At 46.4% G+C, this 13,631-nt stretch carries 12 protein-coding genes and 2 pseudogenes; 2 read left to right on the top strand and 12 right to left on the bottom strand.

All coding sequences use genetic code 11. The annotated features are described in order from the left end of the window. Positions 1 to 15: 15 nt before the first annotated feature. The 8 genes and pseudogenes from QT984_RS19465 to QT984_RS19430 form a co-directional block, all read right to left on the bottom strand. Positions 16 to 498 (bottom strand): annotated as a pseudogene (locus tag QT984_RS19465) (RNA-guided endonuclease InsQ/TnpB family protein); the annotation flags it as partial. Between the two features lie 18 nt (positions 499 to 516). Beyond that, positions 517 to 922, bottom strand: a pseudogene (locus tag QT984_RS19460) (HNH endonuclease); the annotation flags it as partial. Between the two features lie 82 nt (positions 923 to 1,004). After that, positions 1,005 to 2,678, bottom strand: a complete 1,674-nt coding sequence (ltrA, locus tag QT984_RS19455) for a group II intron reverse transcriptase/maturase (RefSeq protein ID WP_333051867.1) — start codon at positions 2,676 to 2,678, stop codon at positions 1,005 to 1,007. Between the two features lie 535 nt (positions 2,679 to 3,213). Then, positions 3,214 to 4,767: a group II intron reverse transcriptase/maturase gene (ltrA, locus tag QT984_RS19450; RefSeq protein WP_333051869.1), complete on the bottom strand. Its 1,554-nt coding sequence runs from the start codon at positions 4,765 to 4,767 to the stop codon at positions 3,214 to 3,216. Positions 4,768 to 5,357: 590 nt separating this feature from the next. Beyond that, on the bottom strand, positions 5,358 to 5,549 hold the full coding sequence (locus QT984_RS19445; protein ID WP_333051872.1) for a hypothetical protein: 192 nt from the start codon (positions 5,547 to 5,549) through the stop codon (positions 5,358 to 5,360). Continuing rightward, positions 5,509 to 5,883, bottom strand: a complete 375-nt coding sequence (locus QT984_RS19440; RefSeq protein WP_333207716.1) for a hypothetical protein — start codon at positions 5,881 to 5,883, stop codon at positions 5,509 to 5,511. The genes QT984_RS19445 and QT984_RS19440 overlap by 41 nt, the downstream gene beginning before the upstream one ends. 76 nt (positions 5,884 to 5,959) lie before the next feature. Continuing rightward, positions 5,960 to 6,142 carry a helix-turn-helix domain-containing protein gene (locus QT984_RS19435; protein WP_333051874.1) on the bottom strand — a complete coding sequence of 61 codons (183 nt, stop codon included), beginning with the start codon at positions 6,140 to 6,142 and terminating at the stop codon, positions 5,960 to 5,962. Positions 6,143 to 6,456: 314 nt separating this feature from the next. Beyond that, the gene (locus QT984_RS19430) at positions 6,457 to 6,699 is read right to left on the bottom strand and encodes a hypothetical protein (RefSeq protein WP_333051877.1); all 243 of its coding nucleotides are present in this window, start codon (positions 6,697 to 6,699) and stop codon (positions 6,457 to 6,459) included. A gap of 238 nt (positions 6,700 to 6,937) precedes the next feature. Between QT984_RS19430 and QT984_RS19425 the strand changes: the two genes are divergently transcribed. Further along, entirely contained in the window at positions 6,938 to 7,954 is a 1,017-nt protein-coding gene (locus QT984_RS19425) for a succinate dehydrogenase/fumarate reductase iron-sulfur subunit (protein WP_333051881.1), read from the top strand. Between the two features lie 94 nt (positions 7,955 to 8,048). After that, entirely contained in the window at positions 8,049 to 8,237 is a 189-nt protein-coding gene (locus tag QT984_RS19420; protein ID WP_333051883.1) for a chlorophyll a/b-binding protein, read from the top strand. 516 nt (positions 8,238 to 8,753) lie between these two features. Here the strand turns inward: QT984_RS19420 and QT984_RS19415 are convergent. The 4 genes from QT984_RS19415 to QT984_RS19400 form a co-directional block, all read right to left on the bottom strand. Next, a complete protein-coding gene (locus QT984_RS19415; RefSeq protein WP_333051885.1) occupies positions 8,754 to 9,371 on the bottom strand; it encodes a pre-peptidase C-terminal domain-containing protein in 618 nt (205 codons plus the stop codon). Positions 9,372 to 9,647: 276 nt separating this feature from the next. Further along, positions 9,648 to 11,099: a trypsin-like peptidase domain-containing protein gene (locus QT984_RS19410; RefSeq protein WP_333051888.1), complete on the bottom strand. Its 1,452-nt coding sequence runs from the start codon at positions 11,097 to 11,099 to the stop codon at positions 9,648 to 9,650. 110 nt (positions 11,100 to 11,209) lie between these two features. Continuing rightward, a complete protein-coding gene (locus tag QT984_RS19405) occupies positions 11,210 to 12,334 on the bottom strand; it encodes a redoxin domain-containing protein (protein WP_333374701.1) in 1,125 nt (374 codons plus the stop codon). 438 nt (positions 12,335 to 12,772) lie between these two features. Further along, positions 12,773 to 13,582, bottom strand: coding sequence for a Ycf66 family protein (locus QT984_RS19400; RefSeq protein ID WP_333051893.1), 810 nt, complete (start codon positions 13,580 to 13,582; stop codon positions 12,773 to 12,775). Positions 13,583 to 13,631: the final 49 nt, after the last annotated feature.

Genomic DNA, 13,631 nt, shown 5'->3' with positions numbered 1-13,631 from the left:
CCACCGCTCCGATAATTATTTCGGAACTTTATTTAGGCAGTTCCAGCAATTTTGAGAAGTTCCCTTCGGATCAACAAACAAAACGCTTTTACCCAATTTCCATGCGACATATTTTAGGACGCTAGCGAATTGCCCATGAGCAGCATCAAGCAGGGATTTATTCAAGCCACTCTTAGCTGATTGACCGTTGGGCAAATAAACCAAATTACCATCCTCAATATCGGTCTTGGGCTTAGCGCGTCTAGTCAGATTTTTGACACTCAAGTCTTCAACAGCTAAAACTTCACATTTCCCGAACAGCTCATGTGCCGTTTTAAACTGAAAATCCAATCTAGCTCTGGCTACGAACTGATGAAGTCTAGAAATCCTGTCCTTGATAACTTTCCAAGGCTTAGAACCCTTAACTCGGTTAGCTAGCTTCGCTTGAAGTCTTGCCAGCTTCGGGGCCGACTTCCTCAAAAATCTAGGATTCTCAACTCTTTCGCCATTAGAAAGAGCGACGTAATTATTAAACTCAGCGAGACTGTCACCAGTCCCGCTGGTCTTCAAAACCGTGCATGAGACTTTCACCTCACACGGCTCCTCAATGCTTTGGTGCTTGTTACGCATACCTCATTACCCATCTATCATCGACTTTTTCAAGTCTTCTGGTGGGCTTAGGCTTGGCACTATTGCAGCCAGATTGGTTGCCGAGACTGCCATCGATAGCTGTCTTTGTGTCGTGGCAATGTCTGTGAAGGAGTTGCCAATTATCGTAAGAATCCTTTCCACCTTGCGATTTAGGGATTCTGTGGTCAATTTCCATCACATCGTCTTCACGGAAAAACAAGCCACAGTGGGTACACTTCCCTTTTTGCTTTTTCAGGAGTTTTGATACCCTACTTGGCATTTCTGGGTTATTACCCATTCTTGTACTCCAGTAGTCGGGTAGGGCAGGGACATTGCTGTCCCCTTCCCCCCTAAGAACCGTGCTTGCAAGTTTCCCTGCACACGGCTCAAGCAAATCACTGTGTCTTCTCATGATGGATTTGCTGGTGACACATTAGATGGACAAGTTGATAATTGGAGTATGTGTCCTTTCCTCCGATTGCTTTGGGGGTCGAGTGGTGTTTATGTATGTTCTCGCCGTTGAATAGCGAGTCACCACACCTCGGACACACATGGTTTTGTCTCTTGGCTATTTTTTGCCACGACTTATTATAGTCCTTGGCTTGTTTTGCCCTGTTTTTCCTAAACCATCCTTGTACGTCAGGGTCAGAATTATCTGGGGAATAATCACCAGGTATCAGGGTGTGTCGTTCGATGTGGAACCAAGAGAATTTTGGGATATGCGCCCCTGTTTGGTGGTCTCCAAATACCCAATTATCTTCCCTATCATGATTGAATCGTCCGAAATAGCGTTGGTTTCTCCATTTGTCACTTTTGTTTGGGTGTCTCTGTTTGGCGTATTTCTTAGCACGGTCGAACATCCATTTGTCGAGTTCGTGAAAGACCTCGCTGGCTACCATCTTTCGGTGGTAATTTGCCCATCCTCTGACAACGGGAGTCAGCTCTGTAATCACTGCCCCAATTTCCTTGCCCCGGTTAGAGAGCCAGATTTGTCGGAGTTTGTCGCGGATGTTTTTGATGGATTTGGCACTTGGTTTGATTAGTAGTTTGTACCCTGATTTTCTGTCAGACACTTTGTAATGTCTGAAGTTCCATCCCAAGAAGTCAAACCCTTCTGTCATATGAACGATTCTGGTCTTTTCTTCAGAGAGGCTCAAACCCCTCTCTAATAACCAGTGGATTATTTCGTCCTTAGCTTTATTGGCGTCTTCTTGGGTTTCGCAGAGAATAACAAAGTCATCGGCGTATCTGACTACAATCCGTTTTCCTCGTGACCCTCCGCTTTTCTCGTAGATGACCCCTAGTGCCTTCTCCATTCCATGCAGTGCGATATTCGCCAGTAAGGGGCTGATGATTCCCCCTTGTGGTGTTCCGGTTTCGCTTTCATGGAATACGTTCTTATCCACATATCCTGCTTTTAGCCATTGCTGTATTAGTTTCCTTGCAGGAAAATTTCCAATTCGACCTATTAGAAATTCGTGGTTGATGTTGTCGAAGCATCCTTTAATGTCGGCATCTACTACCCACTTTTTCTTCTTGTTGGGACGAACAGCATTGAATATTTTCTCTGCTGCGTCATGGGTGCATCTGCCAGGGCGGAATCCGTAGCTAGCGCGTTCAAATTGTGCTTCCCAGCATGGTTCTAGTGCGTTTAGTATGATTGCCTGAAGGCATCGGTCTATTAGCGTGGGAATTCCTAGTGGACGCTTCTTTCCATTAGGCTTTGGAATGTACACCCGAAGAGTTGGCAGTGGTTTCCAGGGGATGAATTTCTTGAGGGCATCCACTAGAATTCCTCTTCCTTTGGGGTTGAGAACTACCAATCCGTCAACGCCTGGAGTTTTCTTGCCCTGGTTCTGTTGTGTACACCTCCTTACAGCCAGGTATATATTCGACAGCGATTTCATAAGTAATCGCTGAAGATTTCGGACTGTCTTCCAGCGTCCTTCACGAGTAGCCTTGAAGATTCGCTGTCTCAGGTTCTTAACTACACGATTGGCTTGGCGCCAGTTGATGGCTTGCCATTGAGTGTCGTTCTTGTCAGTTACGTTTACGGCTCGATGAGTCATATCTAACTTTTCCTGACAGGTTCATTCCCGTCTCATTGAACTTCAAGAGATTCACCTGTCTTCCGTCTGCACCCTTTCGGGTTGGGTATCTCAGGTTTCTACCTGCCCTATCCGTCGAGTTATAGGCTTGTGCCTTTTTTCCTCTGGACTTTCGTCCTGACGGCATTCGCTTCTGAAGACATCCCTCACCCGCTAGGGAGTTAGAGTCACCTTACGGTTTCTTTACTACTGCGTTGGAAATTAGGCAGTAGACCCTATCGGGGTTATCTCGTTCCGCACCAGATGGAGATACAACTAATTCGGTGTCCTGCTTTACTCCGGGGACTAGGCGCTCACATAATCCACCTAATTCTTTGGATTATCTATTGTCCCTACACTCCTGTTTCAGTCACTTTCAGAAGCTCGGCTTAACGAAGCGTCATCGCAGGTTCGCTGTTGCTACACCTAATTAGTTTTGCCCTTGCCTCCTTTTTGGACGTGACTTCCTACTTAGGTTCGGCTTCTTTCCTGAGCTATGAGACACAAGAATTGCTCCTTATGCCCCCAGGAAATGGACACTGGCATTTGAGCGCTTGCCAGGGGAGTCTTTGAGTTTCCCACTCTCTCGTGCGGCTTCGATTCGCACAACCAGGTTTCCGTCGTATGGAGACGATTCGCTTTTAACTTTTATATGTCGCACTATTGGAGTGTCGGCATGGTCGAGTAACCGAAGTGGGGTTGAACCTTCCTTCTTGGTTGCAAATACCCAGTTATCACCGTTTATTGGGTGCCAATATTTCTTTGCCACCCATTCCCCATTTTTTAAGGGGTGACGGCGTTTTGCCCAAGCTCTTAACTTTTGGTACATGAGGTCGTCGATATCTGAGTAAACAACCTTACTTACTACAGTCGCATAGTAGTTAGCCCATCCCCGGATAATTGGGTTTAAATGGCTGATTAGCACTGCTTGCGGTGCTGCCTTATGGGCTTTAATTACACTAGCGATTTGGTCGTAATGTACCTTTTGCTTCTGTTTGCTTGGGGTGATGATTGTCTTAAAACCTTGTTTCGAGTGATACTTTCCTACTGGAAATTGTTGTATCTTGAATCCCAGGAAGTCGAACCCTGGGTTTTCTTGCTCATACTGATTAAGGGTGTGGGCAAGTCTCGTCTTAGAAGGCTTAAGTTCCAAATTCATGCCTTTTAACCATCCAGAGATAATCTCTTTGCATCTTTGAACAACAGTTATGTCTTCGTGGAGAATCACGAAGTCATCGGCATAACGAATCAGGCTAAGACTACTACGGTTATCCCTTTTGCCTTTGCCACTTTTAGTAGGCAATGTTTCTGCGAACTGTTTAATTCGTTCTTCCATCCCGTGGAGGGCAATATTTGCCAGTAACGGAGAAATAACCCCGCCCTGTGGAGTACCCTCAGATGTTGGAAACAACTGCATATCATCCATCACTCCCGCTTTTAACCATGCACGAATCTGTCGGCGAATGGTGGGGAATGTATTTAATTTGTTGAGCAGTGCTTCATGGTCAATCCGGTCGAAACATTTAGTTATATCGGCATCAAGCACATATTTAGGCTTTTTATTGATGCTTAAAAATATAGCCTCGACTGCATCTTGGCATGAACGTCCAGGTCTGAACCCGAAAGAGTTAGGTTCAAATCGCGCTTCCCATTCTGGTTCTAATGCCAGCTTGACAAGTGCTTGCAAGGCTCGGTCTTCCATTGTAGGTATGCCTAAAGGTCGCTTCTCTTCCGTTCCAGGCTTGGGAATCCATACTCGCCTAGTCGGACTAACCTTAGACCCCACTTTTAGATTATTTACTAACTTCAAACGTGCTGCTGGGGACAAGGATTTCACCCCGTCCACTCCTGCCGTTTTCTTGCCAGTATTATCCTGGGTTACTCTACGAACCGCTAATACCTTTGCTGACCAAGACTTCATCAGCGTCTTTTGGAGTCTGCGTAATGCTTTCACATCACCACGTTGAGAGGCTTGAAAAATTCTCTTTTGGAGCTTATAAACCTTACGTTCTAGCTTTCGCCAGTTCACTTGGTTCCATTCTACCGTAGTCTTTAAACTCGTTTTAGACATTTTTACTCACTACTTGAGACTTTCCCTTCCAAATCATCGTGAGTCCGTCTGCATATCCTGGGCATTACCCCAGACTTTAAGCTTCTGACCCAATCTTTCCTACTCGTTGCATACGGTTAGCACCTACTACAGGGATTCGACCACCTGAGAACAGACGAGAGGTTATCTCGTTCCGAATGACCATACTGTGTACATTTAGAGTGATGTTATTCGCCGGGTTTATCGGAAGTGCTTGTTGGTCAAATACCCACTTGCCAACTCCTTTTATCCTGTGCCTTTTGGCTCCAGCGCATTAAGCCTTATTTCGCTGGTTTTTGGTAACGACGATTCAAACACATCTTCAAGCCAAGGCTTTACTCATGGGTACTTTTGCTCGATGCTTACCGACTTAGGCTGTCAGTAATAACATCTTTTCTCCCCGCTTTACGGATTGATAGCTAGTCGCTACCGTAGGGGAGATGCTTTCACCGCTGCACCTGCGGGGTAGGATTTGAGTGTTCTAGGGTACTGATTCTCACCTACATGGTCATTCAGTTGTCAAGGTTCTATTCCTTGCGGCTAATCCCCCTAATCCTTTATAGGACTGGTTTCTAGCCAACGATTCGCACAGTTATTCCTAAATCTATACCAACAGTGTTTTCATCAGTCGGTTGAATTTCTGCAACCGTTACAGGAACCGTCTTATCTTCTAGCGTCAGGGAAATATACCACCCATCCGCTTCTGAGATAACACTACCCGTCTTAACTTTGAAACCCGTTGGTATGGGGCGGTGAAAGACCATAGGCACGCTTACCTATTTTTGCGAGGTTAATACAAATCCTATTTTGCTCGTCCTTGACAATATTTAAATTGTCCAACTGAGGATAAGTGAAAGATTTGTAGTAGTGAAACCCTTTGAACTTGGGTTGGCCCCTACGATTGCCATTTTTATCCGGCGTGGTGAAATTTGAAAAGGAAGTTTCCACCCTGTTGAGGACATCTTGTAAAACCTGTGCATCCAACAATTTATAATCAGGAAATAGTTTTTTAGTGTTTTTCAGGTCGGCAAGCTGTATGGTTTGCCACTGCACATAACCGCCTTCAATGTTCGAGAAAATGTCACCCTTTTTAGTCAAAGGATTACCTAATTCATCCTTTTTTCTACCATCCCTAGTCTGCACTCTCGTCAAAGGAATGTTTTGATAAATCTCCTCAATAGGGACTATCGAAACAATCAAGGGACAGGCGTTGACGGGCGTTCTCGTGGCTGACCACCATCTGAATCTTTGACGCCCGTCGGTAGTTGTACTGCCGACGACCGAGTTCTAGATGAGCCACAATTTTTGCTAATTGGGTTTGTGTGGGTTTGAGGCGGTATTTGTATGTTAGTTGCATGGGAAACTTCTTTTTTTCCACCTACTTTAATGTACCATTTTTTCGATTTAATAGTTAGAAAGTACATCAAAGTTAAAGGTACTCGCAATGTCTAATTGTCGGTTTCCGTACCTACACCCGACGAGCCTTTCATCACGCGGGCGTAATTCATTCGGGGTACGGGGCGTAGCGCTCAGATGCGTCCCCTCTGAATATACGCCCGGGACTTCCCGGCTGGTAGTTAAAAAACTAAGTTTGTAGGCCCAACCGGGCGTAATTCCTGGTAAAATTTCTTGTAATGCTACCAAAAAAGTGAGAGGCATACCCAGCTACGTTCAGCGCAAAGGTGCGCTGACCTTAAATTCTGGCCATTCAGTTGAGGCCAGCAGCCCCGATGAAACTGGTTGTGGCGTCTTAGGTGCTGTAACCCCAAGCAAAACGAACGAAACTGCCATCAACCCGCCGTACAAGGCAGCCGATCGCTTGCGAGTTCCCAGTCCCACCCATTGAGGATTTAGCAGACCCAGACAAAAAGCAGGTGTGGAAAACATAAAAGTTAATACAAACAAGCTGGACATCACGCACCTCCGACTAGCGAATTGTAGCGATTAATTACTTTCATCTCCAATTAATAGCTCACAAATCCGCTTAAAAAATTGGCAATTTAGGATTTATAACTTGAGAATTATTGATGTTTATCAAACAATAAAAAAAAAATAAAAATTTCTGACTTTAGATAGTTGTTAAAAAAATAAGAGCTTTCTAGAGAGTGCAAAAATTCAGCTTAAAATAAACACTAAATTCCTTAATCAAAATATGAAAGTCCGCTTTAATGTAGTGCGCCAAAATCAAAACGAGGCTCCCCGGATTCACACTTACACCCTAGATGTGGAAGAGAGCAATACCATCCTTGACTGCCTCAACAGTATTAAGTGGGAACACGACGGCACTTTAGCTTTTCGCAAAAATTGCCGTAATACAATTTGCGGCAGTTGTTCTATGCGAATTAACGGTCGATCGGCATTAGCGTGCAAAGAAAATGTGGCCAGCGAACTCGCAAGACTGCAAAAAATAGCTGCTTCCAGCTCAGCAGAAATGCCTACTGATTTCATCCCAGAAATCACCGTCGCCCCAATGGGAAATATGCCGGTCATTAAAGATTTGGTTGTTGACATGACCAGTTTTTGGGACAACCTAGAAGCAGTTGAACCATATATCAGCACCGCCTCGCGAGCAATTCCAGAACGGGAATTTCTGCAAACTCCAGAAGAGCGATCGAAACTCGACCAAACCGGCAACTGCATCCTCTGCGGTGCGTGCTATTCTGAGTGCAACGCCCGCGAAGTCAACCCGGAATTTGTCGGCCCCCACGCCCTCGCCAAAGCTTACCGCACGATCGCCGACTCCCGCGACAGCGAAACCGAAAATCGACTGGAAAAATACAATGAAGGCACCGCAGGCGTCTGGGGATGCACGCGCTGTTACTACTGCAACTCGGTTTGTCCGATGGAAGTTGCGCCGATGGATCAAATTGGTAAGATTAAACAAGAGATTCTCGATCGCAAAGACGACCAAGCCAGTCGATCGATCCGCCACCGCAAAGTTTTAATCAATCTCGTCAAAGAAGGGGGCTGGATAGACGAGCGCAAATTTGGCATCGAAGTAGTAGGAAACTACTTCCGCGATGTTAAAGGTTTGCTGAGTCTGGGCCCGTTGGGTTTGAGAATGATCGCTCGCGGCAAGTTCCCGCTGTTTTTTGAGCCTTCAGAAGGTACCGAAACCGTGCGAAATCTGATCGAATCGGTTCAAAGTTTAGAAAAGTCAGCAGATTAGCGATCGGCTGTCCTTTTCCTGGTAAATTACAAGTTGTGCGATCGCAAAGCTTCCCCAAAATCATCACTCACAACTCGAAACTTAAAACTTTTAAATGACTGCTAAAACTCCTCCATCCCCAAAACCGACAACCCCAAATACCCCAAAACCAGAACCAGCCTTTGGGTGGAATGCCTACGCCGAACAAATCAACGGACGATTTGCGATGGTGGGGTTCGTGGGACTTTTGCTGCTAGAATTCTTCACCCGCCAGGATTTTTTCACCTGGCTGGGTCTGCGTTAAATTAATCAAAATCAATTCAAAATGGAAGCTGAAAAATTATCTATATTTCAGCTTCCTTTTGATTTTTAATAGTTATTTAAAATACAGACTATATCACAATACGGTTCAGTTAAAACTATTTATTCCGGGCGAGATCCCCCTAAATCCCCCTTAAGAAGGGGGACGCAAGAGTAATTTCTTGTCCCCCCTTTTTTAAGGGGGGCTAGGGGGGATCGAGCTTAACTGAACCGTATTGGACTATATCATGTCCGGTCGAGCGACCGCGATTTTTGTAGGGGCGGGTTCAGAACAATACCTGTCAATAATTGACAATCTCAAAAACCCGCCCCGACCGGGATATTATGGTTAATCGATAGGACATGATATTAGAAAATTATAAGTGCCAGACTCTAACATTTATAGTGGCATAAAAACCTATGAATTTACCAAAGTGAATAGTAGTTGCTTATAGTGCGATCGTCCTTGAATTATAGGGACACGGCAATGCCGTGCCCTGACTCCGAAGTTTCGTTCAAACTAATTTCCAGTTGTTTCGCGGACGGTCAAACTGTACTTGCCTCTACCTTTTGGAGGCGGATCGTAAGCATTGACAATGACGCGATAGCGACCGTTTGCAGACAAGGTAACAGTAAGTTCAGAATTGGAATTTTGCTGCGTGACATCATCATTTTCTCCAAGTAGCTCGCCCTGGGAGTTGAAAATAGCGAGATAAGTATCAAACTCGGTACTTTCTACGGTAATAACCAGTTTCTGACCCTGAGTGCCTTCAAAGGTATACTCGTCGTACAAACTGCTGTCTGAGGGAAGTACAGAAGACTTAGCAGGGCTGAGTTCTCCGTTTTGCTCTAAAATGACTTTAGATGCACCCGCATCAGGAGTCGGCGGAGGTTCTACAGTTGGGGTCTGAGTTGGCGAACTTTGTGGCGATGGGGACGGGTTGGGGCTTGCTTGAGCTAAAACCGCCTTGTCAGCAGTCTTCGCATCAGTTAAGTTTTGAGGAAATTCTGCTGAAATAAGGGTGGAACTGCTGTTAGCAACACCTGAATTTGAAAGTGACAGGGAGAGAGCCGGCTTGCCAGAAAAAGTAGCTACCAGAGCAATTGGCGCGATCGCCCAAAATCTAACTTGACGCATGAATTACCTCGATTTGTAACGGAGGAAGAAGGAAGAAGTCAGTAGTCATTAGTCAGTAGTCATTAGTTATTTGTTAGGATCGCAAATTAAATAATTTACACTCTTGAAAGTGGGATGGGCGTCCCGCCCGTCCTTTATGCACGGGCGGGACGCCCATGCCACAAGAACAATAAAGATTGTAAGTTATTTAATTCTCATTCCTTAGATGCTACCAATTACCAATGCCCTGTTTGCCCAATTCCCGATTCCCAATTCCCAGTTCCGAATTTTCAATTTTCACCGGACAGTTAGAGTGTAACGACCCCGGCCCGAAGCATCGTAAGCATTGACAATTACGCGATAGCGACCCGTAGCGGGCAACGTAACGGTCAGAAACGAATTTTTAGTCGAATCGCTTCCATCGTCATTTTCTGCCACTAATCGGCCGTTAGGGCCAAAGATCGCCACATAGGGATCGAAATCTGTACTTTCGAGGGAAATGGTGACAGACTGACCCGATCGACCTTCAAAAGTATACTCTCGATACAGACTGTTGTCAGACGGCAATACTGGGCCGCCTGCGACTAAAGCACCTTCTTCTTGCAAAATCGCCCGAGAAGGCGCGGTAGGAGCACTCGCTTTCAGCTCTAACGTATAAGCCCCTGACTGCCTAGCTTGGTAGGAATTTGCAACTAACGTGTAAGTCCCGTCTGCTGGCAGCCTGACTGTAATTCTGGCGTTTTTATTCCCGGCCCCGTCATCGTCTTGCGCGATTTCGCGCTGGTTGGGGCCGAGCAAAATTAAATAAGGGTCAATCTCTTGACTTTTCATTTCTATTGTGATTTGCTGGCCCGCTTTTCCGTCAAATGAGTAGAGGTCAAAAAAGCTGTTGTCGGTGGGCAGAACGCTAGACTTGTCGGTGAGGAGGCCGCTGACGGGGGGCCCGTTTAACGTAACTTTTTGAGGTGATTGGTTGCCACCAAAGGGCGATCGGGCTTGAGCCGCGCGGGGAGCTCGCCCTTCTCGCACCGCTGTCAGGAAAGCGGGTAATTTGTCTGCGGAAATTGCAAAACCGATACCGATACTGCCACCGCCCCGACCGCGAGTAAAAATAGAAGTATTGACGCCGATTAATTCTCCTGAACTGTTGAGCAGTGGGCCTCCTGAATTGCCGGGATTGATGGCGGCGTCGGTTTGAATTAAGCCCCGCTGCTGGTCGATGCGGCTGACGATTCCGACTGTAAAAGTACCTTGAAATTGACCGAAGGGATTGCCGATCGCAAATGCTTGTTGCCCGACTTTCACCGAACCGGGACGGGCTAAAGGAATAGTGGGCAAATTGTTTTGACCGCGAATCTTCAGCACGGCTAAGTCTAGACCGTCTTCGCCGAATCCGATGACATCGGCGACAAGTTTTCTGCCGTCTGACAAAATGATATTGACGGTACCGCCTGCCGAAACAACGTGGGCGTTCGTTAACACCATGCCGTCGGGGCTGATAATTGTGCCACTGCCGTTAGATTTATCTGTATCGACTGTAACAACCGCCGGACTAGCCTTTTCGTAGACCCGAATATTGGTTTGTTCTTCGACAGTTTGGGCGATCGCACCCTGGGAATGCACCGAGTTAAATTCCGTTAAATCTGTTGATTGCCGCCCAGGGGATGTGGTAACAACCGCACTGGCGCTGGCTGCAACCCCAACCGTTAAAATTCCCGATACTGCTAAACTTAGAAGTTTGAAATTCATGGCGATCGATTTAGTATTTAGCGATCGGTAGCTAGGAATTAGGTTTTGTGGCTAACCGCTAACTACCTTCTCTAATTATTTTAGGACTTGCACCACGGTAGTGACATTCCTTACGCCGGTTCTCCAATTCGGGAATCTGAATCAGCAGCTAAATACTTAAAATTAGCTTGTCGTACCTCGGCATCCTCATTGCCGTAGAAAAAAGACAGCAAAGCAAAACGCTGGCCACTAATCACCGGCGTCGCTTCATGCAGCAAAGAACACGAAAAAATAATCGCCGTGCCACAATCCCCTTTATAACCGTGCGGCGCGTACTCTGGAAACCGTAAAAATCCCCCCGTGTACTCTCCCACATTCAAGTTTAGCGTCATTGCAAACCTGCGGTGCAGCGTAGCTTTGCTAGTGTTGTCGCGGTGCGGCATAAAATAACCGCCACTCTGGGCATCGTAACAACCTATCAAATACCGTTCAAACCTGGTAATTGTAAACTGAAAAGCTTTTTCTACTTCCGGCCGCACCCGGCGCCAAATAATCGCACTCAATCGTCGCTGTAACTTCGGGTCTTCAATAAAGAAATCTCGGCGCTTCTTGAAAGTGTCGTCGTGCAGGCCAACTGTTTTCCCGCCTATTTGCCTCATAAAGCCGGAAGGACTGCCACCGTGAGCTTTGTAGATATCGATTAAACTGCGACAAGATGCTTTGTCCAAAACGTTAGGAATTACCAACACCGGGGCGTGGCGAGTGGCTGCTCGGGCTTCCTCAATTGGGGGCAAACTTTTGAGAAAATCTAATACTTGCTGGGCGTGTTGGTGCGGTTCGCCCATCGGCAAAATATTAATTACCTGAAGGTTTTCGTTGAGAACAAAAGTTTGTGGTGCATAGTAAACTCCGGCAACTCCATTTTCTTCGACATCTCGGAAAACACCGTACTGCTGGCTGACTTTTTTATCCAAGTCCCAGAAAAAAAGGAATGACGGAGCAATTGTGGTTGGTCTGTTTTGTTCTTTGTCTGCTGGGTCAACGCTCACTCCAAACCGCGGTACTTGCAAGCTTTGGAATTCCTCTGAAAGCTCTTGAAAGCTTTTGAGGATAACTTGGATTTGTTCAAAAGCTGTGCTGGCAAAGAAAAACAGCACGACTCGCCGGCCGCCAACAGTCGGGAAATGAAATAAGGGGTTATTTGTAGAAGGAACGGAAAACCAGGGAGCCGGATCTCCTATTTCGAGTAATGGCATCTTGCTGATTTAATATTTGGGATTTTATATTTAGATTATTATGCTGTCGATTAGTTCCACAGATTCGGTAGGCCAATCGATTTTAGATTTTAGATTTTAGATTTTAGATTTTAGAATTGAAGCATTGACTTGCGCGAAATAAATTCGGGGGGCAAGTTTCTCGGATACAGGTTTTTTATTTCTGGGTCCTGAGTCTGCTTTCGGAATGAATCTGGGGGCTTGTATCCTGGATGCTTGATTGTCAAAAAAAAATTCAAAAAAAATTAGCTTTTCTTTGTGTATATCTCCGTTGGTCTGGGTTTTCACCCTCGCAATTTACAGTCTTTTGAATCACTTTAATATCTGAAAAATAAGTAGATGGGCATCAATAAACGCAACTTATTTTTTTGCCGACGGGTACGAGAAAAGTTTAGTTTCACCCATCTACTTAGTGTTTGCCTATTTGTCGAAACTGGGGGAATTATCCGGTTGGTCTTCCGGGTATTCTACAGGTCGATACTCCACGTAGTCTGACGGCGGTGCTTCCACGTCGCGGTTGCTGGGGCGAGACCTGGATGATTCCGTAGGACGGGGTTTTTTGGTTCTCGGCGGCGTATCGGAACTGCGGTTTTCCGAAGCAGGGGGGCGACTGCTGCGGCTGCGGGTCGGTCTTTCTTCGGGGTTGTCTGAAACGTCCCAGTTGTCTGACTCTTGGGCAGGCGGGGCTTCTGGGCGAGAGGGACGTTTGCGCGAGGCTCGATCGGGCGAGTCGGGCCGTCCGGTGTTAACGCTGCCGTTGCGATTCGAGGGGCGGCGGCGGGGTTCGTCGTCGTAGGCTTCCCGAGAAGAACGGTAGTCTTGGCTGCCTCTGATCCGGGGACGCTGCGGATAGTCTTCCTCTGGTTCTAGCTGTTCCATGTCGGCATCGTAGCCGTCGTAACCGTAGGCGTTGCTGACCGGTCGGTCTTCATCTACGTATTGGGCGCGACTTTTGGCTTGGGCTGTGGTCGCTCCTCGCAGCTTAATGCTTTCTGCTGCAAAAAATATGGCGGAACCAGTCAACAGAAATTGACCGAATGCCAGAATTGGGTCAAGCCGCCATCCTTGAAATAACAGAATACCGCCGCACAGCAAGCCGACTGCTGCAAAAAAAATATCGTGGTCTCGGGCTAGTTTGGGACGCCACGATCGCAGAAAATACAGTCCTGCCCCTGCTACTGCTAGGATAATCCCTAACAGGCTGCTCCAGTTCAATCCTAAATTGACCATTAGCCTATCTCCTATGTCTTTCCTATGTTAGCGAGTTAGATTTTACATC

Source organism: Microcoleus sp. Z1_B2 (genome assembly GCF_036700325.1).
In the GTDB taxonomy this organism is placed as follows: domain Bacteria; phylum Cyanobacteriota; class Cyanobacteriia; order Cyanobacteriales; family Microcoleaceae; genus Microcoleus.
The sequence above is the reverse complement of the archived record's forward strand: the minus strand, read 5'-3'. Positions and strand labels throughout refer to the sequence as shown.